The sequence below is a fragment of the Pseudomonas sp. stari2 genome (assembly GCF_040760005.1).
Lineage (GTDB): Bacteria > Pseudomonadota > Gammaproteobacteria > Pseudomonadales > Pseudomonadaceae > Aquipseudomonas.
Map to the genome: position 1 here is coordinate 3,711,017 of NZ_CP099760.1, position 24,578 is coordinate 3,735,594.

22 protein-coding genes, 1 tRNA gene and 1 pseudogene are annotated in these 24,578 nt (G+C 57.4%); 9 read left to right on the forward strand and 15 right to left on the reverse strand.

What is annotated here, in order from left to right:
* Positions 1–54 precede the first annotated feature (54 nt).
* Positions 55–726, reverse strand: a complete 672-nt coding sequence (locus NH234_RS16650) for a Bax inhibitor-1/YccA family protein (RefSeq protein ID WP_027613775.1) — start codon at positions 724–726, stop codon at positions 55–57.
* Positions 727–848: 122 nt separating this feature from the next.
* Between NH234_RS16650 and NH234_RS16655 the strand changes: the two genes are divergently transcribed.
* A tRNA-Ser gene (locus tag NH234_RS16655) sits at positions 849–936 on the forward strand.
* A gap of 408 nt (positions 937–1,344) precedes the next feature.
* On the opposite strand, the gene NH234_RS16660 is transcribed toward NH234_RS16655, so the two are convergent.
* Positions 1,345–1,785: a hypothetical protein gene (locus NH234_RS16660; RefSeq protein WP_367253420.1), complete on the reverse strand. Its 441-nt coding sequence runs from the start codon at positions 1,783–1,785 to the stop codon at positions 1,345–1,347.
* 298 nt (positions 1,786–2,083) lie between these two features.
* On the opposite strand from NH234_RS16660, the gene NH234_RS16665 reads away from it, so the two are divergent.
* On the forward strand, positions 2,084–3,943 hold the full coding sequence (locus tag NH234_RS16665; RefSeq protein ID WP_367253421.1) for an ABC transporter ATP-binding protein: 1,860 nt from the start codon (positions 2,084–2,086) through the stop codon (positions 3,941–3,943).
* 137 nt (positions 3,944–4,080) lie between these two features.
* On the opposite strand, the gene NH234_RS16670 is transcribed toward NH234_RS16665, so the two are convergent.
* The 3 genes from NH234_RS16670 to NH234_RS16680 form a co-directional block, all read right to left on the reverse strand.
* Positions 4,081–5,478 (reverse strand): hypothetical protein, encoded by a 1,398-nt coding sequence (locus NH234_RS16670; RefSeq protein ID WP_085731756.1) that lies wholly within the window; start codon positions 5,476–5,478, stop codon positions 4,081–4,083.
* A gap of 280 nt (positions 5,479–5,758) precedes the next feature.
* Positions 5,759–6,508: a class I SAM-dependent methyltransferase gene (locus NH234_RS16675; protein WP_085731757.1), complete on the reverse strand. Its 750-nt coding sequence runs from the start codon at positions 6,506–6,508 to the stop codon at positions 5,759–5,761.
* Positions 6,505–7,659 carry an MBL fold metallo-hydrolase gene (locus NH234_RS16680; RefSeq protein WP_367253422.1) on the reverse strand — a complete coding sequence of 385 codons (1,155 nt, stop codon included), beginning with the start codon at positions 7,657–7,659 and terminating at the stop codon, positions 6,505–6,507. The genes NH234_RS16675 and NH234_RS16680 overlap by 4 nt, the downstream gene beginning before the upstream one ends.
* A gap of 294 nt (positions 7,660–7,953) precedes the next feature.
* On the opposite strand from NH234_RS16680, the gene NH234_RS16685 reads away from it, so the two are divergent.
* The 4 genes and pseudogenes from NH234_RS16685 (at position 7,954) to NH234_RS16700 (ending at position 11,483) form a co-directional block, all read left to right on the forward strand.
* Positions 7,954–9,015 (forward strand): YncE family protein, encoded by a 1,062-nt coding sequence (locus tag NH234_RS16685; RefSeq protein ID WP_367253423.1) that lies wholly within the window; start codon positions 7,954–7,956, stop codon positions 9,013–9,015.
* 12 nt (positions 9,016–9,027) lie between these two features.
* A pseudogene (locus NH234_RS16690) lies at positions 9,028–9,306 on the forward strand (hypothetical protein); the annotation flags it as partial.
* Positions 9,307–9,371: 65 nt separating this feature from the next.
* Positions 9,372–10,865, forward strand: coding sequence for a basic amino acid/polyamine antiporter (locus tag NH234_RS16695; protein ID WP_367253424.1), 1,494 nt, complete (start codon positions 9,372–9,374; stop codon positions 10,863–10,865).
* Positions 10,866–10,940: 75 nt separating this feature from the next.
* Positions 10,941–11,483, forward strand: coding sequence for an Hsp20/alpha crystallin family protein (locus NH234_RS16700; protein WP_085731762.1), 543 nt, complete (start codon positions 10,941–10,943; stop codon positions 11,481–11,483).
* Positions 11,484–11,538: 55 nt separating this feature from the next.
* Here the strand turns inward: NH234_RS16700 and NH234_RS16705 are convergent, their stop codons facing one another.
* The 8 genes from NH234_RS16705 to groL form a co-directional block, all read right to left on the reverse strand.
* Complete coding sequence (locus NH234_RS16705; protein ID WP_085731763.1) at positions 11,539–12,681, reverse strand: ABC transporter permease; 1,143 nt, start codon at positions 12,679–12,681, stop codon at positions 11,539–11,541.
* A 2-nt stretch (positions 12,682–12,683) separates the two neighbouring features.
* The gene (locus NH234_RS16710) at positions 12,684–14,162 is read right to left on the reverse strand and encodes an efflux transporter outer membrane subunit (protein WP_367253425.1); all 1,479 of its coding nucleotides are present in this window, start codon (positions 14,160–14,162) and stop codon (positions 12,684–12,686) included.
* On the reverse strand, positions 14,162–15,049 hold the full coding sequence (locus NH234_RS16715; RefSeq protein ID WP_367253426.1) for an efflux RND transporter periplasmic adaptor subunit: 888 nt from the start codon (positions 15,047–15,049) through the stop codon (positions 14,162–14,164). Before NH234_RS16715 ends, NH234_RS16710 begins: the two co-directional genes overlap by 1 nt.
* Positions 15,046–15,678 carry an ABC transporter ATP-binding protein gene (locus NH234_RS16720; protein WP_227235539.1) on the reverse strand — a complete coding sequence of 211 codons (633 nt, stop codon included), beginning with the start codon at positions 15,676–15,678 and terminating at the stop codon, positions 15,046–15,048. The genes NH234_RS16715 and NH234_RS16720 overlap by 4 nt, the downstream gene beginning before the upstream one ends.
* Before the next feature lie 65 nt (positions 15,679–15,743).
* The gene (locus NH234_RS16725) at positions 15,744–15,998 is read right to left on the reverse strand and encodes an Lpp/OprI family alanine-zipper lipoprotein (protein ID WP_085702072.1); all 255 of its coding nucleotides are present in this window, start codon (positions 15,996–15,998) and stop codon (positions 15,744–15,746) included.
* Between the two features lie 176 nt (positions 15,999–16,174).
* On the reverse strand, positions 16,175–16,735 hold the full coding sequence (locus NH234_RS16730; protein ID WP_085702071.1) for a nitroreductase: 561 nt from the start codon (positions 16,733–16,735) through the stop codon (positions 16,175–16,177).
* Positions 16,736–16,769: 34 nt separating this feature from the next.
* A complete protein-coding gene (locus NH234_RS16735) occupies positions 16,770–17,657 on the reverse strand; it encodes a universal stress protein (protein WP_085702070.1) in 888 nt (295 codons plus the stop codon).
* A gap of 67 nt (positions 17,658–17,724) precedes the next feature.
* Positions 17,725–19,341, reverse strand: coding sequence for a chaperonin GroEL (gene groL, locus NH234_RS16740; protein WP_367253427.1), 1,617 nt, complete (start codon positions 19,339–19,341; stop codon positions 17,725–17,727).
* Between the two features lie 258 nt (positions 19,342–19,599).
* Here groL and NH234_RS16745 point away from each other — a divergent pair, with 258 nt between their 5' ends.
* The 3 genes from NH234_RS16745 (at position 19,600) to ftsH (ending at position 22,362) form a co-directional block, all read left to right on the forward strand.
* Entirely contained in the window at positions 19,600–20,097 is a 498-nt protein-coding gene (locus NH234_RS16745; protein ID WP_367253428.1) for a BCAM0308 family protein, read from the forward strand.
* Positions 20,098–20,110: 13 nt separating this feature from the next.
* On the forward strand, positions 20,111–20,410 hold the full coding sequence (locus NH234_RS16750) for a hypothetical protein (protein WP_367253429.1): 300 nt from the start codon (positions 20,111–20,113) through the stop codon (positions 20,408–20,410).
* A gap of 110 nt (positions 20,411–20,520) precedes the next feature.
* Positions 20,521–22,362, forward strand: coding sequence for an ATP-dependent zinc metalloprotease FtsH (gene ftsH / locus NH234_RS16755; protein ID WP_367253430.1), 1,842 nt, complete (start codon positions 20,521–20,523; stop codon positions 22,360–22,362).
* Here the strand turns inward: ftsH and NH234_RS16760 are convergent.
* Complete coding sequence (locus NH234_RS16760) at positions 22,306–22,629, reverse strand: CHAD domain-containing protein (RefSeq protein WP_367253431.1); 324 nt, start codon at positions 22,627–22,629, stop codon at positions 22,306–22,308. The two genes, ftsH and NH234_RS16760, sit on opposite strands and share 57 nt — an antisense overlap.
* A 50-nt stretch (positions 22,630–22,679) precedes the next feature.
* Complete coding sequence (gene polX, locus NH234_RS16765; protein WP_367253432.1) at positions 22,680–24,467, reverse strand: DNA polymerase/3'-5' exonuclease PolX; 1,788 nt, start codon at positions 24,465–24,467, stop codon at positions 22,680–22,682.
* Positions 24,468–24,578: the final 111 nt, after the last annotated feature.

Sequence of the window (24,578 nt, forward strand, 5' to 3'; positions counted from 1 at the left end):
GCAGACAACAAAAAACCCGCTTTCGCGGGTTTCTTGTTTATAGCGGTGTAGCGATCAGTCGTCGCGGCTCATGATGCCGAAGATCTGCAACAGGCTGATGAACAGGTTGTAGATCGATACATACAGGCTAATGGTCGCCATGATGTAGTTGCGCTCGCCGCCGTGGATGATGGCGCTGGTCTGGAACAGAATGCAGACCGACGAGAACAGCACGAAACCTGCGCTGATCGCCAGTTGCAGGCCGCTGATCTGGAAGAACATGCTCGCCAGCGTCGCACCCAGCAACACGAAGAAACCGGCGGTGATGAAGCCACCGAGGAAGCTCATGTCCTTGCGGGTGATCAGCACATAGGCCGACAGGCCACCGAATACCAGTGCAGTCATCGCGAACGCGGAGCTGACCACTTCAGCGCCGCCCTGCATGCCCAGGTAACGGTTGAGGATCGGGCCGAGCAGGAAACCCATGAAACCGGTCAGGGCAAACGCCGACACCAGGCCCCAGGCCGAATCACGGAGTTTGTTGGTGAGGAAGAACAAGCCGTAGAAACCGATCAGCACCACGAAAATATTCGGGTAGCCGACGCGCATCTGCTGGGCCACGAAAGCCATCACACCGCTGAAAGCGAGGGTGAGCGCCAGCAAGCCGTATGTGTTGCGCAGGACGCGGCTAACCTCTAGCTGCTCAGCCTGCACGCTGTTATGAACTGCGTAATCCTGTTCGCGCATGGCGACACTCCTGTTGGTTTGAAACGTTCAGTCGCAAAGATCATAACAGACGCTCTGTAACAAGCCATGCACAGAGTTTGACAGTGTGTTTCATTCAGGTATTATGGCGCCCGCAACGCAACGGAGGTGTGGCCGAGTGGTTTAAGGCAACGGTCTTGAAAACCGTCGACTGTAACAGGTCCATGAGTTCGAATCCCATCGCCTCCGCCATCTTATGTATGACAAAGCCCTGATTATTCAGGGCTTTGTCGTTTCTGGCGTTCTGAAAATATTTCGTTCTGGAACCTGCAGGATGACGCGGGCCTCACCCGAGCAGATGCTATTCAAGATTCTGATCCGCTGCCTGAAGTAATCCAAGAGCCGCCAGGCTCTATCCGAGCCTTTTCTCGCCTTTACAAATTCCGGAAATGAAACAGCCCGGCGCAAGGCCAGGCTTATGCAGCGGCAGCAGTACTACCTCCGATAGATGCGCCGAAACACCGTTTTTCCGTCACACAGTCGCTTGCAAATTTTTCGAGACGCAAGCCCGCACAACAGGAAAACGGCTCCAAAGATCACCCAGAGTACTGCGGGTTAGTCGTGCACCGCGACCGGCGCACAGAACTGAAACCGGAAAACTTACGCGGCCGCCCTCTCATGCTCGCTTTCATGGACGTAAATCCACGAAATACCCGAAGGGGATTTCTCATCAAGACGCATGAGCGCCGAATCGACTTTTTTCTTGGTAATCCCGTCCTTGACCAAGTCGAACACCGTCAGGAAAAAGCCACCGGGTAGCGGCGTGATCGAGAGATTGGTGATATGCGATTCGGGGCTTCCGGCACGCTTGCCATGCAGGCCCCAGAGTCGCTCCCAGTAGTCCGCCCGTTCCATGATCTGGCCATCCGTGAGCACCACACGAAAATCGTCCGCCAGCGCATCGTACAAAGGCTTAATGGCGCCTTCCGATTGCGAAGACATGCCGCGTGACCACGGGAAAAACAGGTTGTACCAGCGATACACCTCGGCTTCGACGAGCGCCGTTTTGTCTGAGGTTTCGAGTACTCGATTGCTTGCCATCTGCGTTCTCCTTAACAAGTAAAAAGGCACGGGGGGGCTCCGTTACGCATCGGATGAACGATGCCCCGCGCCTTTCAAGATCCATCCTGAAAGCTGCGTCACCGGCCTCAGCTAAAGTGACCGTTTCCCAAGGGCTGCTGTCACTTCGCTGACCCGGATAAAAAATAGTCTTTACCCTGCTGGATAGTATTGAGAACTGACCAATGGTCAAAGATGGCCGAGCGATCGCTGTCCTCCTATCCGGGGCCAGCGACGAAGATGGCATACTCCCCTGAACCTGATCATTTCGGAGACCCTTATGCTTCGCGTGTTTGAACGCAGGCTCGATCCTTTCCCGCCCGACGAGGCGCCGCCACCGCCCGTTGGCCTGATGCGTTTTCTGTGGGCCTGCACCCGGGGTGCCCGTGGCTACGTGCTTGCGCTGGCGCTGCTCAGTGCCAGTGTGTCGATCTACGAAGCCTGGCTGTTTTCGTTTCTCGGGCAAGTGGTGGACTTGCTCTCGACCTGGCAGGCCGGCGGCGCCGCGAGCGGTCAGGAAAGCCGCGTGCTGTGGGGCATCGCCATCGTCCTGCTCACCAGCATCGGCCTTGTGGCGTTGCGCACGATGGTCCAGCACCAGATTCTGGCGATCAACCTGCCGCTGCGCCTGCGCTGGGACTTCCATCGCTTGATGCTGCGGCAAAGCCTTTCGTTCTTTTCCGACGAGTTCTCCGGTCGCGTCACGACCAAAGTGATGCAGACCGCGCTGGCCGTACGCGAAGTCCTGTTCACGATCATCGAAATCGCTCCCGGTATCGGCGTTTACTTCATTGCGATCATCGCTTTGGCCGGTGGATTTGCCCTGAAACTGATGCTGCCATTCATTGCCTGGGTCGCCCTCTTCGGGCTGGCGATGCTGTATTTCGTGCCACGCCTTGGACAGGTCGGGCAGGAACAGGCCCATGCGCGCTCGTCGATGACGGGGCGTATTTCCGACGCTTACACCAACATCACCACCGTCAAACTGTTCTCGCATTCCAACCGTGAAGCGCACTTCGCCCGTGCGGCGATGGAGGACTTCAAGCTCACCGGTTTTCGCCAGATGCGTCTGGTCAGCCAGTTCGAAATCGTCAATCAGGCCCTGGTCGTCGGGCTGATCCTGGGTGCCGGCGGCTATGCCTTGTGGCTCTGGCATCATGGTCAGGTCGGTGCGGGCGCGGTGGCCGCGATCACCGCCATGGCATTGCGGATCAACGGCATGTCCCACTGGATCATGTGGCAGATGACCTCGCTGTTCGAAAACATCGGCACCGTGCAGGACGGCATGGCCACCCTCACCCGCGGCCCCAAGGTGCAAGACGCGCCCGACGCCGGCGTGCTGGTGCCTTCCGGCGGCGCCGTGACCTTCGACAACGTGCACTTTAACTACAACGGTGAACGTCAGGTGCTCGACGGCTTGAGCCTGCACATCCGCGCCGGGGAAAAAATCGGCCTGGTGGGCCGCTCCGGCGCCGGCAAATCCACGCTGATCAACCTGCTGCTGCGCTTCTACGATGTCGACAGCGGTACGATTCGCATCGATGGCCAGAACATCGCGCAGGTGACACAGGACAGTCTGCGCAGCGCGATCGGCATGGTCACTCAGGATACGTCGCTGCTGCACCGCTCGATCCGCGACAACATTGCCTACGGACGCCCGGACGCCACCGATGCGCAGGTTCACCGCGCCGCGATCAACGCCCAGGCCGACGGCTTCATCAGCCAACTGAGCGACCGTCAGGGTCACACCGGTTACGACACCCTGGTCGGCGAACGCGGCATCAAGCTGTCCGGCGGTCAGCGCCAACGTATCGCCATCGCCCGGGTGATGCTCAAGAACGCGCCGATCCTGCTGCTCGACGAGGCCACCAGTGCACTGGATTCCGAAGTCGAAGTCGCTATCCAGGAAAGCCTGGATGAAATGATGCAAGGCAAGACCGTCATCGCCATCGCCCATCGGCTGTCGACGATTGCCGCCATGGACCGACTGATTGTCATGGACGAGGGCCGTATCATCGAACAAGGCACCCACGCCGAGCTGCTGGAACGAAACGGCACCTACGCGCGGCTCTGGCAGCATCAGAGCGGCGGTTTTCTCGGTGAAGATCAAGGGCTGGATGAGGCGATGGACCGGGCATGAACCGTACCGGGCCCCTTTCCCTGCCGAGCGCTGAAATTTTGTGAAATAGGGACAGATTTTTTGCCCCCATCGAAACGACAAAGCCCTGAATAATCAGGGCTTTGTCGTATCCGGGCTTTCTGGATATTACAACCAGGTCAACGCCCCGGGCACTTCAGGACTTCGCCATTGGCAGCGCCGCAACGGATGAGATCCCTGACGTCCGGGTTTTTAAAGTAGTCAACGTGCGCGTTCAGGGGGCTCTCCATTATCAGGAGCTTGGGTGCATTCCGCACAAATACGTCTGTCACATCGATCCGCGGCCGCCCTCCCGGCGTAGCCTCAGCGTTAGCGTACCAACTCGGGATATGCCAGGTGAGCAGGTCATTTGTGTCATTGAAAGAGACTATCTGAAGGCCATCGGTTTGTTTTCCGGTCTTCGTTTCTACGGTTGATTTTAAATCTGCGAGTTCCGAAAGAACATTTCCGTACGCAACCGGTCCTGCGTTTTCTTGCGACTGAAACGAGAGAGCATCAAAGTCACTTACAGGAAATAACTGCCGAAAAAAAGGATGTGCAACGCTATCACTGGAGCGGGCTAGTGGCGGAACTTTGGCCAAACCCAGCAACGAAAGCTGATTCGCCATCATGTAGAAGGCAGGCGTATTCGTGATCATGTTTTCGATGAATCCCTGAGCGCTGCTGCGTTCGCTGTAGCGAAAAGGGTTGGTCTCACTGTCTTTTGTCCGGTCCATTAGGTCGAGGAACATGTCGTAAGTCATGCGACTGCCCAGACTGTGGGTCACGAATAAATTCTTGTGCGGTGTTTTTTCACTTTCCTGCGCAGAGGGCCATACACATTTTTTATCCTTGTCCGTAGGCGTGATGGCATGGCAAATCCCCTCTGCAAGCCCCCGCACCATGGTCTGCCCATAGGTTCCGGTATAGAGAATGGCATCGGACAAGTTCCGGTCAAAAACCTGCTCCTTGATTGTTTTATCGAGCAAAAGCCTTGGTGGCGCCTGTACCGTTGCAGGAATTTTCGGGTCGGGGAACTCAATGCATGGCTCGCGTTTTTTATTTGCGAAAACAGACGGCGAGTCATATCCAAGCTGATTGCTTTTCAGCCATCGGGTCAGGGGTGACCAGGTAATTTCAATCGCCTCTACGCTCACTGCGCGGTCCCTGTCAGGCAGAGTCAGAGAGTAATTTCTTTTGAGGACGTTCACCCCTGAGTGTGGGTCTTCTTCTCCCCCCATAAAGACGTTCACATTGATGAATTCATCAGATTTGATTCCGCCGGGTACGGGTTTCAATCCCATCGCAGCAGCGTTTTTTTCATTCAACCAGCCGTCAGGACCCAGGGCGTAACCCGGACAGTGATCTCCTACACCATGAACAAAAAACAGCCTCACAGGGGTGTTGTCAGGGAGCAGTTTCTGTAACGGTTTTATAGTGCCTGGAGAGTTATCGCTGGCATTGTAGATAAGAGGGGTGGACGAACAAGCGGTCAAACTCAAAACGATAGTTGCGCAGAGCGCGCGAGGGATGTTCATTTTCAGACTCCTTGCCTATGGATGCAGCTATCCACTCATGGGCATTGAAGTCATGCAGATTTGAAACTGGCGGAGTACACACAGATGCCCATGTTCAGGTTAGGTGTAAAAACCATGGCTGCAACCTGCGTTTTGACAATCGTATTAAAGCTCGCACAAGCGTCTTGATGAGTCCGCGTGCTGATGGGCAACCCTTGCCTCAAAGACCGATTGACCGGCCTCTGAAGCAAAGCAGATACGCTGAATGACTCAGACCATTCAGACAGCGCATCACTGCAAATCACAAGCGAAAGTACGATACGTAAGGCAGGAACGGCGAACGCAGGACCTGAATAGTGTTCATGTCAAACACTTCAAGCAGCGCTTGTGTTTCGCCCGGGAAGTGAGGGCAGTTCAGCTCGTCAAATACCAGAATCGAACCTTTTGACAGTCGTGGCTTGATCGCTTCCAGCACATCCTTCGTCGGCTTATAGACGTCCATATCGAAAATGGCCATCGAGATGAGCGAGTGAGGATTGTCTTCAAGCCATCGTTTCGAAGTCTCTGAAGCATCGCCCTTGATCAGAGTGAACTTCTTCAGGTGATTATTCGGGCTTAACGACTCTTGAGCCTGGAGAAGCCGCTCCAGCAAATTCTCATAGCCATCGTCTACATGAAAATCGCCCGCTTTTACTTGCGCACCATCTTTCTCGTCAACTTCGGCAAAACCACTGAAGGTGTCGAAGCCAAAGATATGCCGCGAGTAATTGTAGGGTTCCTTGATAGCCCGAAGATTCAGCAACGTTGCCAGACTGCTGCCGTAATGAACGCCAAACTCGCAGATAGATCCCGCGACAGGGAGCATCTCGTCGTACAGGAAGTTAAGGTTCAAGATTCGCGCCAGGGAAGGCCTAGACAGAGTAGCAACCGAAGGCCAGTTCCAGTATTCCCCTGCGATTGTATGAATCTCGCCATGAATATCCCGCAGCTCCTTGTAGGCATCCGCTTGGCTGGGAGGGGTGAAAAACAGCTGACCGTCTTGAGTTTTCATTTACTTTCCATCAAAAAGTTAAGACCGTTCGAAATGAGTTTGCTTTGAATCAGGTAGGCCAGTTTGGAAACCCTGGCGTGGATGCTGGATATATTTTGATCCGGCCTGTGCACGAGCCCCATGCCTCCGATGATAATCGCCTCCAGCGTCAGCTCGGCGTTCAATATCCTTGACCAGACATGCCGCGAAGCCTCGTAGCCGACAGTACCGCTCTCGTATTCATCCGACGCCGTGAGCAATCTCACGGGAACAGGACCGCCCACTGCCTTGTTCAGAAAACGCTCGAGCTGCTCAAGCAGCAAATCAAAGAGCTCTTCACCTGGGGACTCGTGGAGCTGACCCGTTTTTATGTCGATTCCGGACACACACTGGGTGAACGGCCCTGGATTTCGGCGCAAAAAGTCTTGCGCAAGATCGTAGAGAGAACCTCTATCCCAAGAGGCCGGGTATTGATACAGCGATTGATTCGCGTAATAGAAACCCTTATCGAGCCCCAGATGTTTGAGGTTAGCCGTGGTTGCGGCCTGATAGGACTTGAATCGAGACTCGATCATCTCGTCCGCACTTTGCTTGTCAAAGGACGGGTAGTTGACCGGAAAACTGTCAGCGATTCCGAACTGGATAAAAAAGTAACGACGTTCAACCGGGACCGTACTCAAACACTCATTGAGCGCATCGGTGAGCGCAACCGGATACTCGTGCCAGTTATCGTTGGCATGAATGACCGCATCGGTTTCAGACACGATAGTCACAATCGAATCGTATTCCGTGAAATCCGGATTGATGAAGCATCTCAGCTCCACTCCGTCGACGCAATGCGCCTCTTCTGTCAGCTCAACCGGATAACGGCCGGTAAGGCGCTCAATACGTTTGGACAGCCCATTCGTCTTGAACTTCGGAACAAAGAACGTGGCGTCTGCCAGATGCTGCTGAATGAAAAACTCATCCAGATGATCGTCATGACCATGCGAAATGATGACATTAAGTTTATCGACCGAAAGAGAAAGCAACTTCTCAATCATTGCTGTTCTGGGTGACGGGTTTTGAATCCACCCGCCAAACGCTGGAGAAACGTACCAGGGATCAGTAAGAAAATAACTGCCCTTCTCTTCCAGAAGCAATGAGGCGTGATTGACGAACTCTATATCCAACTGCCTAACCCTTCATATATTAATTAATCAAATCGTGAGTTAAGCAAAAGAACAACCACCTCAAAAAAAATAACCCACTGCCAGTTTACTGACAAACCACCACTGAACGCAGCCGCTACACCACTTTGCATACATTTTCAATCACCTGCTCAAAAAAATAACACACCTGGGCTCAGTACGAAAAGTAGCAATGCGGCCGTCGCAGCGTGCAGATCAGCAAGGTACTCTGGTCCTGTATCGGCCGCCGAACGCGATTCCACACCCGTCCATTCAAGAAAAATTCTGAGGCCTTTGATGTTGTTTTCAAAAACGTGGCTCGCACTTGCAGGCTTGGCGCTTGGCCTGACCGGCCCCCATGTTCAAGCGAAGGAGCCGTTGCTATACACCCTCGACGCTTCAACGGTATTGCCAGGCGACGGTTACAGTTGGGGCTTCGCGGCACTGGAACCCAAGGGTCCGCATCTGTTCGTCGCCCGCCGCGAAAACGGCCTGTCGGTGTTCGACGTCGACCAACAGAAACTGCTGAAGACCCTCGACAACTCAACCGGCGCCAACGCCGTCGCCTTCGTACCGGAACGCAACCGCGCCTATGTCGCCAACATGGATGGAACGCTGGGTATCGTGGCGCTGGATCGTCTGCAAGTGTTGCAACGGCTCAAGCTCGATTCAGGCAACCTCAACAACCTGGTTTATGACGCCAGCCGCGACCGGTTGATCGTCACCAGCGGTCGGCGCGGCGATCATTCGACGCTGTATCTGATCGATGCGAAAACCGATCGTCTGACCGATGCGGTGGATGTGCCGGCGCAAAAGCTCGACGGCCCGGTGATCCTTGAAAACGGCCACTTCATCGTCCCCATGCGCGACGAGGATAAAGTCGCCGTGCTTTCAGGAGCAAAGCTCGAACAGCAGCAATTCTGGACATTCAAGGGTTGCAGCAAGCCCAGCGCACTGGCGGTGGACGAATCGCGCCAGCGTCTGTTTGTGGCCTGTCGAGGGAACAATCCGACTCTGGTGATCGCGGATCTGGCCACGGGTAAAGCTTTTAGCACCCTGCCCATCGGCCGTGCCGTGAACGCGCTGGCTTACGATCGGATGAAAGACCAGTTGCTGGTGCCCAGCGGCGCCGACGCCAGCCTCGCGATTATCCAGCGCGACAATCAGAGTCAATACCATCTGCTCGGCACAGTCGGGACCCGGCCATGGGCGCACAACATGGTGCTGGACGCCCAACGCGGTCAGGCCTATCTGTTCACCGCCGACTTCACCCAACCCGCGTCGAGCCGGGAACAACCCAAACCCGACCCGGTGTTTCACCCCGACACTTTTACGGTCCTGACCTTCAAGTCGCAGTAAGCGTCAGGAAGCGCGGTGTTGCACCGGCTGTACCGCACCGAACCCAGCCGCCATACGCCAGGCAACGGGTTGGGCTTGAGCATGGTTTCGGCGGTCGCGCGCCTGCATGACATGCGCCTCACCGTAAACGATGCGGCCCCCGGTTGCCGCATCGACATGCTCGGAAAGCCCTTGCGGCAACCGCCTGATCATGACGCGCAGGTGCCCTGTGTGCCTGCGCGCTCAGCCGAAAGCGTTTTTCTCTCAGTTGATTTTAATCAAACACGCCTGCGCGCTTCTCGACGAGATTAATCCTCGACGTCCGCATGACCGCGTCCGCGGCCAATGCCGACCATCTTGTCTCGTGGAGGCGCGTCATGGCTACTCAACTGCAAGACCTTCAACCGGGCGCTACCCCCGCCCAGCATCCGCCACTGATTGGCAGTTTGCGCAAGAGTGAGCCCAGGCGCCTGACGCTGAGCCTGCTGGTGGCGCTGGTGGTGGGTTCGATGATCGGCAGCGGCATTTTCAGCCTGCCGCAGAACATGGCCGCCAGCGCCGGGGCCGGGGCGATCCTGATCGGCTGGCTGATCACCGGAGTCGGCATGCTGTCTCTGGCACTGGTCTATCAGAGTTTGTCCAACCGCCAGCCGGCACTGGATAACGGTGTATTCGCCTACGCCCGGGCACTGGGTGGTGATTTTCTCAGCTTCAACTCTGCCTGGGGTTACTGGATCAGCGCCTGGATCGGCAACGTCAGCTACCTGGTGATTCTGTTTGCCGCGCTGAGTTACTTCTTTCCGGCATTTGGCGACGGCAATAACAAGGCAGCGATTGCCGGTGCGTCGGTCGTGCTCTGGTCGTTGCACTGGATGATCCTGCGGGGCATGCGCACGGCGGCCCGTGCCAACGCCCTGAGCACCGCGGCCAAGATCGTGCCGCTGCTGTTGTTCATCGGTTTTGTGATCGCGGCCTTCCGGCGCGACACCTTCGCCATGGACTTTTGGGGCGCTCCGGCGCTGGGCAGCACCCTCGACCAGGTCAAGAGCACGATGCTGGTGACGGTCTGGGTGTTTATCGGGATCGAAGGCGCCAATGTGTTTTCTGCCCGCGCCGCAGAACGCGCTGATGTCGGACGCGCCACGGTCATCGGTTTTGTCATTACCCTGTTGCTGCTGATCGCGGTTTCCCTGTTGTCCCTGGGCATTCTCAAACAGCCGGAACTGGCCGCCCTGAAAAACCCTTCGATGGCCGGCGTACTGCAGGCTGCCGCCGGGCCATGGGGTGCCGTGCTGATCAGCATCGGCCTGATTGTTTCGGTCGGTGGCGCCCTGCTCGCCTGGACCCTTCTGGCGGCCGAATCGGTGTTCACACCGGCGAAGGAAAAGGTCATGCCACCGTCGCTCGGCGCAGAGTCCACCCGCGGCGTACCGGCCCACGCCTTGTGGCTGACCAACGGATGCATCCAGCTGTTTCTGTTGCTGACGCTGTACTCGAGCGCCAGTTACCTGGCACTGATTTCCCTTGCCACCTCGATGATTCTGCTGCCCTACCTGCTCAGCAGTCTGTATGCACTGAAAATGACCTGGCAGGGCGAAACCTACGCCGGTCATCGCGCCCTGCAAGTGCGAGACCTGGCCATCGCGCTGGTCGCCACGCTGTATTGCGTCTGGCTGCTGTACGCCGCCGGCCCCAAATACATGCTGCTCAGCGCCTTGCTCTACGCCCCCGGCTCACTGATCTACCTGGGCACGCTGAAATCCCGTGAGGGGCAGCCCCTTGGCGGTCCCGAGACAGGTCTGCTGATCATCATCTGGGCCGCAGCGGCCTACGCCGGCTGGATGCTGTGGTCCGGGACGTTGACGTTGTAAGGAGTTCGTTCAGTCCGCGCGGTTCGCCGACAGGACGTCCGGCGCTGCGCTTTCCATCCGAGAGGAGTACCGAAAATGAGCAATTCCGTGAAAAAAATGCAGGAACATGCGGACGTAAAATCGAACCAGGTGCCCGTGACGACCGACCTCTGGCGCCCGCTGGAAAAGCTGCGGCAACAGGTCGACCACCTGTTCGAGGACTTCCACCGCGGATCATTTATGTCGCCCTTCAGCCGCGGACTGTTCGATGTCGAACCGTTCTTCTCGCGTGACTTGTTCACCCGCAGCGTGCCTGCCGTGGACATCACCGAAAAGGATAAAAGCTTCGAGATCACCGCAGAACTGCCCGGCATGGATCAGAAGAACATCGAGATCAAACTGTCCAACGGCAGCCTGATCATCAAGGGCGAGAAAAAGGAAGACAAGGAAGAAAAACGCAAGGGTTATCACTTGAGCGAGCGTCACTACGGTTCCTTCGAGCGGGTGTTCAACCTGCCCAAAGGGGTCGACGCCGAGAAGATCGATGCGCACTTCAGCAAAGGCGTATTGAGCATCTCGCTGCCGAAAAAGCCCGAAGCGATGAAAGCGGACAAGGTCGTGCCGATCAAGGGCGAATGAATCCGCAGATGTATGCCCCTTGCCGGAAAACCGGCAAGGGGCTTTTTCTTGGGCCTCAGCCTCTGAAAATGTCGAATGGCTCGATCTTCAGCACCTTGCGAATGCCTAGGTAGCTGGAAAACCCGGCAATCAACAGCACCAGACCAAACGCCAGTCCCAGATTCCAGAAAGTGACGATCGCAGCGTAGTTGGGAAGATAGGTTCGTGCGATGACGATCATCAGAGTCACCAGTCCGATGCCCAGACCATAACCGGTCATCGCGGTGAACATGGCCATGAAGAAGATCATGTAGACCATCTCCCGGCTCTTGGCGCCGATGGCTTTCAAAGCGGCAAACTTATCCAGGTTTTCCAGAATGAAACTGTAGAACGTCTGACCGGAAATCGACAGGCCGACCAGAAAACTGATGACTGTCATCATCAGAATATTGGTCCCGACACCGGTCTGATAGATGTAGAAGTCGGCAATACGCCGGTTGAACTCATCCCTGGTCAGGGCGATGTAGCCCAACCGCGCCACTTGCTGCTTGATGGCTGCCTCACCTTGCCGGCTTCTGGGCTTGAGCAAAATGTATGACACGGTGAAGCGTGTCGTAGGGATGTATTCGATGGCACGCCGGTAGGTTGTGTAAAGCGTCGGCACTCCGGTCAATCCACCGACCAGAACCCTGGCGATGCCGACGATGGTGCCCCGGTGGTCGTTGAGCTCGAACGAGGTACCGATGGCAGGGTTACCCAGTTTTGCGAACTCAGCATCGTGAACCACGATGAACGCGTTTTCGGCGTAGATATCCTCGATGGCGCCCTGCTCCAGGGCCGGACGGCCGAGCAGGCTGGTGTCGTCCAGACCAATCACGCTAACCCCTTGATATGTGCCATTTTCCAGGCGCACCTGGGCGCTGCCAATGAATACCGGGACGGCGTATTCCACCTGCTGCATGCTGCGCACTGCGTCCAGCAGGTAGTCCGGCAACGGGATGGCAATCGTCGGGGTGTTGACCGCCGGATCGATGATCCACATCGGTGCACCGACATTGGTGACCGTCGAATAGGCGCGGTTCAGGATGCCGGCGAACATGGCGGTCATTTGCATCATCAGGAACACCGAGAAGGTGATACCCACCAGTAACGCGGAGAATTTGGCGCGATCATTGACCAGAAGCTTGTACCCGATGCGCAGAATTCCACTGTATTTCATGGCTAGTTTCCGCTAATGCCGGTATCGGGCCGGTTCCACCAGCCGCCGCCCAGCGCCACGAACAACGCAACCGTGTCCTGATGCCGCTGCGCCAATGCTTGAAGGTAAGCAATATCGACCTGATGCAACTGCACGTCGGCCACGAGCAGATCCAGATAGGTCACCAACCCCGAGCGATAGTTGGCCTGCAATAATCTCAAGGCCTCTCGGGCAGCGGCCTGCGCCTCGGCCTGCTTCTGCAACGTTTGCGCATCGAGCTCTATTGCCCTGAGCACATCCGCCACCTGCGCGAAAGACTCCAGCACCACTTGTCGGTAGTTCGCCGCTGCTTGCTGATAGGCGTCAATTGCCGCCTGGCGGCTGTACCACAGGCGCCCTCCCTGAAACAGCGGAATATCGATCGACGGCCCGAAGTTCCAGAATCGTCCGGCGCCGGCAAACAGTGAACCGGTGTACGACCCAGCCGCCCCGTAGGTACCGCTCAAGCTGAAGCTGGGAAACATCGCCGCCGTGGCGACACCGATTTGCGCGCTGGCCTGATGCAATTGCGCCTCGGCGGTGAGGATATCCGGACGCTGGCGCACTAGGTCGGAAGGCAGACTGACCGGCAGATCGTGCGGTAACGAAAGTGCTGTCAAGCGAATGTCGGGAAGTTTGAGTTCTGCAGGCATCACGCCTTCGAGCGTGGCCAGCAAGTGCTCGCTTTGACTGACTTTCTGTTTGAGCGCCGGTAACGAGGCCTCGTTAGTCGCGATCAGGCTCTGCAGGCTCAATGTCGCCGAATAAGGCACCGTTCCGCTGCGCACCTGAACCTGGGTGGACTGCAGCTGCTGGCGCTGCAAACCGATCAATTGTTCCGTGGCCTCGATCTGCGCGGTATAGGCTGCCCGGGCAATGGCCGTATTGACGACATTGGCCGTTAGCGTGAGATAGGCCGCCTGAGTCAGCCAGGTCTGGCGATCGACCTGGGCCTGCAAGCCCTCCACGGCACGTCGCTCGCCGCCAAAGACATCGAGGGTGTAGCTGATCGTGCCACTGAAGATCATCACGTTAAAGATCGAGCCTGCCGTCGTCAGCCCTTGCTGGACCGGCGCGCTGCGCTCACGACTGGCGCTGAAGCGGGCATCGAGCTGCGGATAGAAGACCCCGTGACCGGCTCTGAGCGCGTTCTGGCTTTGACGCAAACTGGCCTCGGCCGCCTGCACGGTCATGTTATGGGTGATCGCCTGGCGCACCAGTGCATCAAGCGCCGTCGAGTGGAAAAAACGCCACCAGTCCGGTGTGACCTCACCGCCGGGCACGAACTGTTGAGCCTGGCCCTGCGCAGCAACAGTCCCCGGCAGCGGCTCGTTCAGATAACGCTCTGACACAGGCGTGGCCGGAGGCGAAAAATCCGGGCCGACCGTGCATGCGCTGCCCAGCAACAGGCTCAGTGCAAGGCAGAAGCGTCCAGTGCGGCGTAACCGGTCTACCCTTTCCATTATTTCTGACCTATGAACACATCCACCAACTGCCCCGGGTAGACGTTCGGCAGATCTTTCTTCTCGAAGCGAAAAATCACCGCCAGCACCCTCAGGTCAACTTTTTCCCGGCGCTGGTTGGACAGCTCGATTTTCGGCGATACGTAGGGCTGCACCCGCACGAAGGCCAGCGGCACACGGATGCCCGTGCCGTGAATCAGCATCTGCGCCTGCATGTGCTCGGGCGCTGGTAATCGGGCGATCAGAATCTCGTCCACATAACAGCGCACAGCCAGATGCGCCTGATCGGCGCTCATGACCAGCAGCGGCGCGAACCCTTGGGTGTAAACGTCATAGGCCCCCTGGGGCGATACATAACTGCCCACTGCGCTGTTAATAGTCATCACCACACCGTCCGCTGGCGCCTTGATGAGGTATTGCGCCAGCAACGCCGCCGACGCCTTGAGGGCAGCCTGCGCCTGGGTCACGGAATTGCGCGCGGTGTCCAGGGTATCTTTGCTGATCGATTTCGGATCAATGTTGTAAGACGCCAAGCGCTTGTTGTACTGGTCGCGGGCGGTGGCCAGGCTGGCCTGGGCCAGTTCAAAATTGGCGCGTGGCACCGCGTCGTCAAGTGTGACCAGCGGCTCCCCGCGTTTGACCGTCTGCCCCTCCTGCACCCACACCCGGGTTACCGGCGCGGCCACCTGCGGATAGATCACGATATTGCTGCCACCGGGCTGCTCGCCCTCGATGATGCCATTGGCATAGATCGCGCTGGCATCGTTGCTGCTCGCTGGTGCGAAGGCGGGCGGCAGCGGCTGCGGTGTCCGCCCGAGCAGATAGGCGGCGATCAGCCCCCCGAGAACACCGACTACCGCCAGCGTAAACAGCAGGGACTTTTTCACGATATGGCATGCCCGGTTTCGCTGATTCGGCCGTCAGCCATGTAGATGATACGGTCGGCGTACTCGTTGATCCGTGCATCGTGAGTGACAATAAGGATGCAGCGTTGTTGATTGAGTACTCTCTCCTTGACGAACGCGATGATCATTTTTCCCGTGTCCCCATCCAGAGATGCCGTGGGCTCGTCCATTATCAAGATTTGCGGCTCCCCCACGATGGCTCTGGCAATGGCAACGCGCTGTTGCTCCCCTCCGGAAAGCTTCATGGGCAAGATGTTCCCCCGATCCTTCAGGCCCACCACCTCCAGACTCTGGCGGGCCTTCGAAAGCGCATCGTTCCATTTGTGATGCCGAAGGATCAGGGGGATGGCGACGTTCTCGGCCGCCGTCAACCGCGAAAACAAGTGATAGTCCTGGAACACGAACCCGATGTGATCCAGGCGCAGTTCGGCCAATCTGTCGCTATTCAGGCTCCAGATGTCCAGGCCATTAATCAGCACCGTTCCAGAGTCGGGTCGCAGGATGCCGGAGAGGATGCTCAATAGTGTGGTCTTGCCGCTACCCGAGGGGCCGACGACAAAAACCATTTCGCCGAACTGCGCGACCAGCGCCACCTGGTCGACCGCTTTCATGCGCGTACTGCCTTCGCCAAACCACTTACACAACCCGCTCGCAACGATGGCCGGGTGGGGGGTCATTATTTGCGACTCGCCTTTTCAAGCATTCGGCTGGCGCGTTCATTGGCCTCATCGGCGGTGCGTTGTGCCTGACTGGCCGCGGCCTGCGCCTGTTCCGCTTTTGAATACGCGGCATCGGCTCTGGATTGCGCAGCAGCGGCAGCGCTTTGTGCCGAATCGATACGAGCATTCATTTCTTGCACATGCTTATGACTGCACCCCGCCGTCATCGCCAGAAGGACGCTCAGCACAACAACAGATAAACGCTTGTTCATGGTGGTTCTCCTCAGTTGAGTGAGCCGGGAACACGCCGGCACCCCTCAAAGTATCCGGCCCCCCTGCGCCGGCACTGTGATTTTTGTCAATGAATGGCCAACCCGGCGTGCCGGTTAATCACTCGTCGCAATAATGTGCGCGTGCCCGCTCATCCGGATGAATGCTCAGCGGTGCATCAACCAATCCAGCGAATCTCTGGTGCCTGATGGGCAACAGGCGCCGGCGCGGCTTTCGGATGGCCGACGATGATCGGTGCTACCGGAACCCACGCCTGTGGAAGATTCAGCATTTGCTTGCCCTGTTGAGTATTGAGATACGGCTGGGCAAAACCGATCCAGCAAGTGCCCAGTCCTTCTGCACAGGCACTGAGCATCAGGTTCTGGGCGGCCAGCGCACAGTCTTCGACCACCCATTGCCCGGGTGCGTCAGCCGAGATCAGGATCAGTACCGGTGCGTGATAGAAAATCTGAAAGTGCTCGTCATCAAGCAACGCGTGAAAGCGCTCTGATTGTGATCCCGGTGCCAGCGTCTTGAGCATGCAGGCTTTCGCCTCGCGTGAAATTCGATCCAGCAACGCTTGGTCGCGAACCACGGTGAATCGCCAGGGTTGTTGGTTCATCGCACTTGGCGCCAAGGTGGCGGCACCGATCAAGCGCACAATGACCTCTTCATCGACAGCCTGCGCCGTGTATTCACGTGTCGAATGACGGCCAGAAATGGCCTGGTCAATGTTCATGAGCATTCCTCCTACAGGGACCTCCGGCGCGGTGCTACACAGCCAGAACGTTGCAAGGGACCTGATACAGAATGTGTTCGGTGGTACTGCCGAGCAGCTTGTCCAGACCGTGGAATTGCACGCGCCCCATGACGATTACATCCACCTGATGCTCGTCTGTGAACTCGCTGAGCGCCGCAACGGGGTGCCCCACCACAAAATGCCGGCGATCAGCCGGTACGCCATGCTGACTGGCCCAGTCGAGGTAGGTCTTTTCAAACTCACGGCGCAAGCCTTTAGTCAGTTCGGCGATTTTCAGGCCATCGCCCAGTTCTGCCAGGTATTCCTGCGAAACGTCATAGGCATACAACAGGTGCAATTCGGCATCACACTGGATAGCCAGCGCAGTGGCCTGCTGGATGATGCGCTCGTTCAACCGATTATTTTCCAAGCCGTTCGTAGAGACGTCGACCGCGGCTACAACCTTGCGCGGTAATGCATGGGCCGCGCCGCCAAGCAGGTACACCGGCACTTGGCATTGGCGCAAAAGATACCAGTCCAGTGGGGTGAAGAATGCACGTTTGAGCAATGACTCGTGTTGCACTTCCTTAATCAGCAAGTCGGGATTCAACTCTGTAACGTGATCAGAAATCTCCTGTTTTATGTCGTCCGCCCAAGCGACTTCGCAGGTCACTGCTACGCCTCGGCCAGACAGTTTCTCCGCCTGGGACTTCAACCAGTCGCGTTGGTTCTGAAGATAGCTTTCCCGAACCTGTTTCCTGCTGCCCTCGTCAAGTAGCCACAGAATGTCCAGTGTCTTGACGAGGGCGACGATGTGCAATGTCGCACCACTGGCCCTGGCCAGCGCGCCGGCATGGTTGATTGCCGGAGAGCGGCGCAGGAGCGGGTTGATGATCAGCAAAAGGCGTTGATATTGGCTCATGATCTGTCTCCCGTCAGGCAGGTCGCGAGACCGGCCTTGCTCAAACGCCCGGCGACACTGCCGGACCTCATTCGCTGAACCCAGGCGGGATCGGCGACTCTTTCTCCGGAATATCCGTCAATATTGCCTCGGTCAGCAGCAGGATGCTGGCCACTGACACTGCATTTTCAAGGGCGATCCGCACCACTTTGGATGGGTCGATGATTCCGGCCTCGTAAAGATCGACGTAGCGATTGACCGACGCGTCGAAGCCAATGTTGCCAGGCTCCGCCAACATCCTCGCAACAACGACGCCGGCATCCACTGCCGAGTTTTCAGCGATGACCCTGGCCGGCGCCTCCAAAGCGCGCCGCATGATTTGCAGACCCGTGCGGGCATCCCCTTCATACTGCATCTCCTCGGCGGCAATCTTCGGGACGGCCTTGAGCAAAGACATGCCGGCGCCTGGCACAATGCCTTCGGCGATGGCTGCACGAGTGGCGGAAATGGCGTCATCCAACGCATCCTTGCGGGTTTTCATCTCGGCTTCCGAAGGCGCTCCGACCCGGACCACCGCGACGCCGCCCGAGAGCCTGGCCAAGCGTTCCTGTAGCTTTTCACGGTCGTAGTCGCTGGTAGTCGTCTCCATTTGTGCGCGGATTTGCTGCATCCGCGCCTCGATGGCCTCGCGATTGCCAGCCCCCCCGATCAACGCCGAACTGTCCCTTTGCACCACCACCCGATGCGCCCGGCCCAATTGACTCAACTCGATCTTTTCGAGGGCAAAGCCCAGGTCATTGGAAATCACCGTTCCTGCGGTCAGAACGGCCATGTCCTGCAGCATCTCCTTGCGCCGGTCACCGAAGCCCGGAGCTTTGATCGCCACCGCTCGCAGCACACCGCGTATCTGATTGACCACCAGCGTGGTCAACGCCTCCCCTTCTATGTCATCCGCGATCAACACCAGGGGCTGGCCGCTCTTGGCCACGAGCTCCATCAGGGGCAGCAACTCCTTGAGATTCAGAATCTTGTGGTCGCAAAACAACAGGTAAGCGTCATCGAGTTCCACCTGCATCTTTTCGGTATCGGTGACGAAATATGGCGAGACATAGCCTCGGTCGAAGCGCATGCCTTCCATGACCTCGACCACCGTTTCAGTGGTTTTTGACTCCTCGACGCTGACCACTCCTTCAATACCAACCTTCTCCAGGGCATCGGCTACCAGTTGGCCAATGACCGCATCGTTATGCGCGGATAGCGTCGCGACCTGGACCTTTTCCCTGGGCGTACTCACTGGTCGCGACAGCGTCCTCAACGACTCCACAACCAAAGCGAGTCCGCGATCGAGCCCGCGTTTGAGGTCGATCGCACTGGCACCCGCCACCACATTGCGGATACCGTCCGCGAGGATGGCCTGGGCCAGCACCGTTGCAGTGCTGGTACCGTCCCCCACCGCGTCACCGGTGCGCTCGGCAGCCTGACGCAACATTTGCGCACCGAGATTTTCTTCCGGATCCAGCAGGTCGATGCGCCTGGCGATCGTTACACCATCATTGCAGACTGTTGGATTGCCCCATTTATTCTGAATCAGCACCGACTTGGACTTGGGGCCCAGCGTCACGCGCACGGCATCCGCCAACTGAGTGGCACCGCTGAGAATCCTCTCGCGGGCGGCGCCGCGAAATACCAGCTTGCTGTGAGCCATCGGATCGCTCTCCTGCCAATTCCACGTTCAAGCAGGGTCTATTAACCACTCCCGGTGACGTTGACTTTTATCAACAAAGCCCTGAGCAGCCCGGTCCTCCTGTCGCCTCATGCATAAACGCGGACCATTGGCTCGAGCCGCCTTCAGCGCTTGCATCGCAGTTGATAAAAATCAACCTGCTGGAACCCGGATCGCGTCGAAATGAGCGGGTGCGCTTCAGCAAGCGTCAGTTGTTCTGATCATCTCTGGAGGAACATCATGGACAAGTTTCAGCAAAGCCAAAAAAACAAACTGTTCAAGAACGTCTCGCATGACCCTTATAGCGCCCCACGCACGGAGGGCCCTGCCGTTTGCCCGAAATGCGAGGCCGTGTATGCCGCAGGAACCTGGAGCTGGAAACGCCAGGAAAACACCGTGGTTCACGGTGCGCAAACAACGATCTGTCCAGCCTGCCGGCGCATAGAAGACAACAGGCCTGCGGGTATCCTGACCCTGTCCGGCGGCTACGTGCACCAGCACCGTGGAGAAATCGTCAATCTGATTAAACACACTGAGGAAAAGGAAAAGGCCGAGCATCCCCTTGAGCGCATCATCAAGCTCGATGACGCGGCCGATGATCTGATCGTGACCACTACTGGCATTCACCTTGCCAATCGTCTGGGGCATGCCCTGAAAGGCGCTTTCAAAGGCAACTCTGAATACCACTACAGCGATAGCGAATATGGCATGAGCGTGCGCTGGTCCCGTGAGGAATAACCCGGACAGCGAAGTGGTTACAGTCAGTACTGAATTGATTATCTGGCGTTGGCCGGCGCCGGCTCTGATCTTCGTCAAAATATCGTTGACTTGTGGGCAACCCATTCACTGCCGGGCCAAACAGGCATTGTTGATATTCCTCAAGGATTTTTTGCCACTCAAGCGTAGAAAAAAACAAGGCGACTGTTCCCTGCTCTCTTGCATCGTGGACACCGTCACGTGCGACTTGAGCCTGCGCAAAAGCATGCTGGAAGAACTCGAGTTCCAGCGTGATATCGACGACGCCAACATCGGCGTCTCAGGTGATGCTTGAAGCCCGGGTTCATCTGTGGCGCGAGCGGCACGCCGAGCGCCTCGATTGGTCGGTGCCCGAGTCGAGGTTCATCTCCTGCTGGCGTACAACGTCTTCGTTGAGACAAGACCATGAAAAACAACCACCAGTGGAACCTCTCGTACTTCCTGATCGCCTTCGTTGTTCTGGCACTTGTGCAGTTTTTGTTTGCCGAACGTCATGCCGTGCAGAACATTCCGTACAGCCAGTTCCTGCAACTGGTGAACGACCAGAAGGTCAGCGATCTGCGGGTCGAGAAAGACCAGATCAGCGGCAAGTTACTGGACCCCATCGACGGCCGTGAACTATTCACCACTGTCCGGGTGGATTCGACGCTGGCGGCAGACCTGGCGCATTCGGGGGTCAGATTCAGCGGCGTCAATGAAGACACCCTGCTCAGCGGGCTGTTGGGCTGGTTACTACCGTTGATCCTGATCACGGTGGTCTGGCACTTTGCATTCCGCGGTTTTGCCGAAAAGCAGGGCTTGGGAGGGTTGATGAGTATCGGTAAGTCACGGGCCAAAGTGTTTGTCGAACGGGATACAGGCGTCACCTTTGACAACGTTGCCGGGATCGATGAAGCCAAGCTCGAACTGATGGAAATTGTGTCGTTCTTGAAGGACAAGGCCCGCTATGCTCGCCTGGGCGCACACATACCCAAAGGGACGCTGCTGGTCGGCCCGCCCGGCACCGGAAAGACACTTGTGGCCAAGGCCATCGCGGGTGAAGCTGGTGTGCCGTTTTTCTCGATCTCTGGTTCTGAGTTCGTCGAAATGTTCGTCGGAGTCGGTGCCGCCCGGGTCCACGATCTGTTCGAGCAGGCGCGCCAGGCCGCGCCCTGCATTATCTTCATCGATGAGCTGGATGCACTGGGCAAAATGCGCGGTGTCGGCGCGTTCGGTGGCAATGACGAGAAGGAGCAGACCCTCAATCAACTGCTCTCGGAACTGGACGGCTTCGACCCTCGCGAAGGCGTGGTATTACTGGCCGCGACCAACCGGCCTGAGATTCTCGATCCGGCGCTGTTGCGCGCTGGAAGGATTGATCGCCAAGTGCTGATCGACCGACCAGACCGCAAAGGCCGACAAGCGATCCTCAAGGTACACCTGCAGAAAATCACCGTGTCACCGAGTATCGATAGCGAAAGTATCGCTGACATCACCACCGGATTCACTGGCGCGGATCTGGCGAACCTGGTGAACGAGGCGGCGATTGTTGCGACCCGACGCGGCGCGGACATGGTGGAACTCGTCGACTTCACCGCCGCCGTGGAACGACTGGTTGCCGGGATCGAGCGCAAGAGCAGCATACTGCGCCCCGAGGAACGCCAGATAGTGGCCTATCACGAGATGGGCCACGCGCTCGCCGCGAGTCACTTACCGGCCATGGATCCGGTGCACAAAGTCTCGATCGTGCCGCGGGCCATCGGCTCGCTGGGCTACACCTTGCAGCGACCGACCGAAGACCACTTTCTTATCAGTTGCCAGATGCTCAAGGACCGGATGGTCGTGCTGATGGCGGGACGCGCGGCGGAATTCCTCCTGATCGGGGAGATTTCCACCGGCGCTGCCGATGATCTGGCCCACGCCACGGACATCGCCCGTCAAATCGTCACGCGCTTTGGTATGAGTAGCGAACTCGGCCAAGCGGTTCTGGAGCGGCGCAATGCGACCTGGCTTGGCGAGCGAGTGCCCGAATCCGGCGAAAAGGACTATTCGGAGCAGACCGCGCGGGAAATCGACCTCGCTATTCGCGCACTGCTGGACGACGCTTGGCAGCGAGCCAAAGCCCTGCTCGAAAGGTTGCGTCCCGAGCTGGAGGCCGGCGCTCACCTTTTGCTGCAAAAGGAAACCCTGACTCCCGAGGAGTTCGCCGCGCTAAGGCCGCTTCAGCGCGTTGCGCAACCTGCACGGACTGACGCGGCATCGTCCTGACACGGGAGGCTGGCGAATGCCGGCAGTCACGTTGTCTTTGAGGTAAATCTGCCCGACGGCCAGATAATTGGCCGCGCGCCAGTAAGCATGCAGACCTTCCAATTGCTCGGCACTGAGAAAATCGCTCATGAAATTGCCCACCAGACCATTCAACGCCAGTACTTGCGGGATGGCGCGAAATGGACGCATCAAGCTTCTGATACGTCGCACAGCAATACGTAGATCATGCAGCGCCTCATGATCGGTTTGCGCCTCCAGTCGTGCCATGGCCTGATAGAGCCTTACTTGCAAGGTCAGTACCTGCGCGACGATATTGTCTACGGCTGACTTAAGCTTTGATCCCTTTCTGTTTGCCAGCCCCCGCCCCCGCTCAAAAACGACTTGAGCGCTGGTAGTGACATTGTGTTTAAAACGTTATGGGATTCCAGCCAGGCTCGACGTGCCTGTGCGACCCCAAAACGCAAATGGGAGAAATCAGCTACTTGATGCGCATCCGAATTGATGCTGACCAGCCCCCCCTGATCCTTGACGTATTGGCATTGCAGATCGGACAGGTCCATGCGTTGCGGTTGCGAATTGAGTTCCAGACAGCAACCTCGTTCAGCGGCGGCCTTGATGATGGCTGAGAGATCCAGGTTTATGGGGTCGCGCTCATTGATCAACCGACACAGCGGGTGCGCCAGAATCGTGAAATGACGATGGTTTATCGCCCTGAGCAAGCGGCGGGTCTGCTGGCGCCGAGTCAGATTGAAATGGCTGTGGACAGCACCCACCACCAGATCAAGGCGCCCCAGAATATCGTCCGACAAATCCAGGCTACCGTCTTCGAGGATGTCGACCTCGACGCCCTTGAGCAAGGTTATGCCCTGAAATCGATCATTGAGCGCATCGATCTGGTCCATCTGCTGCAGTAACCGGTCCCCGTCCAGACCATGGGCTACCCTGAGGGACTGGGAATGATCGGTGATTGCCAAATATTGCAACCCCGCTGCCTGCGCGGCGAGCGCCATATCTTCCAGGCTGTTGACGCCATCGGATTCACAGGTATGGGCATGCAAGTCACCTTTGAGATCGCATGACTCGATCAGTCTGGGCAAGCGATTGGCAAGCGCCGCTTCGACTTCACCGCGATTTTCGCGAAGCTCAGGCACTATCCAGGGCAGATCCAGCGCCCGATAAACATCGGTTTCAGTGCTACTGGCTAACCGTTCACCACCTTTGAATACTCCATACTCACTGAGTTTGAGCCCCTTGTTCTGTGCTCTTTGGCGAATAGCGATGTTATGCGCCTTGCTGCCAGTGAAGTACACCAGGGCCGCCCCATACACAGCCGGGTCAACGACCCGTAAATCGACTTGCATGCCTGAACTCAGAAGAACGCTGGTACGTGTCTGTCCTTGAACCAGCACAGTGGCAACATCCGGGTGTTTGATGAATTGCTGGCAGACATCAACGCCAGCAGCCACAAGAATATCTATATCGCCGACGGTGTCCCTCATGCGTCGCAGGCTTCCGGCCACGGTCGCTTGTTCAACACCCGAGATCTGCTTCAAATAGCGCGCCAACCGTTCTGCCAATGGCTCGACATGTGCGAGCGGAACACGGCGATCTTTGCCGATTCCTTTCTGCGCTGCACTCAATAATCGGGCCTCCAACTTTTTACCGAAGCCTGGAAGATGGCGAATGCGCCCACTTTCAGCGGCCAGGCATAACTGTTGTACGGTTTCGATGCCAAGATCGTGATAGAGGTGCCTGACCCGCTTTGGTCCCAAACCGGCAATAGATAGCAACTGGGCCAGTCCTTTCGGCGAAGTACTCCGCAACCGTGAAAGCAACGCACAATCGCCAGTGGTAACAATTTCGTTGATCTTGCCCGCCAGGTCGACACCGATCCCAGCCAGTTTTGGCAACGGCTCACCACGCGCGATGGTCTTCGCCAGATCGATTGTCAACGCCCTCAGCGTTCGCGAAGCATTACGATAGGCCCTGATCCGGAAAGGGTTGGCATCGTCCAACTCCAGCAAATCGGCAATATCGTCGAAAACCCTGGCAATCTGTTCATTCACTGTGCCCTGGCCGAGCGATGAAGACGGCAGGGTTGCCAATGGTTCGCATGAGGTTCTGTCCGGCCGAGGCATGGAAAATCCCGCTGCTGTGGCTATCGATGTCGACAGCTTTGCTGATCCCGATGTCCGTTCCTTGATGTAGATCAGATA

Bases quoted from the DNA above. Each gene is read 5' to 3' on its own strand.
- NH234_RS16665 (WP_367253421.1), top strand. From the start codon at position 2,084: ATGCTTCGCGTGTTTGAACGCAGGCTCGATCCTTTCCCGCCCGACGAG.
- NH234_RS16745 (WP_367253428.1), top strand. From the start codon at position 19,600: ATGGACAAGTTTCAGCAAAGCCAAAAAAACAAACTGTTCAAGAACGTC.
- NH234_RS16670 (WP_085731756.1), bottom strand. From the start codon at position 5,478: ATGAACATCCCTCGCGCGCTCTGCGCAACTATCGTTTTGAGTTTGACC.
- NH234_RS16650 (WP_027613775.1), bottom strand. From the start codon at position 726: ATGCGCGAACAGGATTACGCAGTTCATAACAGCGTGCAGGCTGAGCAG.
- NH234_RS16760 (WP_367253431.1), bottom strand. From the start codon at position 22,629: ATGGCACGACTGGAGGCGCAAACCGATCATGAGGCGCTGCATGATCTA.
- NH234_RS16735 (WP_085702070.1), bottom strand. From the start codon at position 17,657: ATGAGCCAATATCAACGCCTTTTGCTGATCATCAACCCGCTCCTGCGC.
- ftsH (WP_367253430.1), top strand. From the start codon at position 20,521: ATGAAAAACAACCACCAGTGGAACCTCTCGTACTTCCTGATCGCCTTC.
- NH234_RS16675 (WP_085731757.1), bottom strand. From the start codon at position 6,508: ATGAAAACTCAAGACGGTCAGCTGTTTTTCACCCCTCCCAGCCAAGCG.
- NH234_RS16695 (WP_367253424.1), top strand. From the start codon at position 9,372: ATGGCTACTCAACTGCAAGACCTTCAACCGGGCGCTACCCCCGCCCAG.
- NH234_RS16660 (WP_367253420.1), bottom strand. From the start codon at position 1,785: ATGGCAAGCAATCGAGTACTCGAAACCTCAGACAAAACGGCGCTCGTC.
- NH234_RS16725 (WP_085702072.1), bottom strand. From the start codon at position 15,998: ATGAACAAGCGTTTATCTGTTGTTGTGCTGAGCGTCCTTCTGGCGATG.
- NH234_RS16705 (WP_085731763.1), bottom strand. From the start codon at position 12,681: ATGAAATACAGTGGAATTCTGCGCATCGGGTACAAGCTTCTGGTCAAT.
- NH234_RS16710 (WP_367253425.1), bottom strand. From the start codon at position 14,162: ATGGAAAGGGTAGACCGGTTACGCCGCACTGGACGCTTCTGCCTTGCA.
- groL (WP_367253427.1), bottom strand. From the start codon at position 19,341: ATGGCTCACAGCAAGCTGGTATTTCGCGGCGCCGCCCGCGAGAGGATT.
- NH234_RS16720 (WP_227235539.1), bottom strand. From the start codon at position 15,678: ATGAAAGCGGTCGACCAGGTGGCGCTGGTCGCGCAGTTCGGCGAAATG.
- NH234_RS16685 (WP_367253423.1), top strand. From the start codon at position 7,954: ATGTTGTTTTCAAAAACGTGGCTCGCACTTGCAGGCTTGGCGCTTGGC.
- NH234_RS16730 (WP_085702071.1), bottom strand. From the start codon at position 16,735: ATGAACATTGACCAGGCCATTTCTGGCCGTCATTCGACACGTGAATAC.
- NH234_RS16700 (WP_085731762.1), top strand. From the start codon at position 10,941: ATGAGCAATTCCGTGAAAAAAATGCAGGAACATGCGGACGTAAAATCG.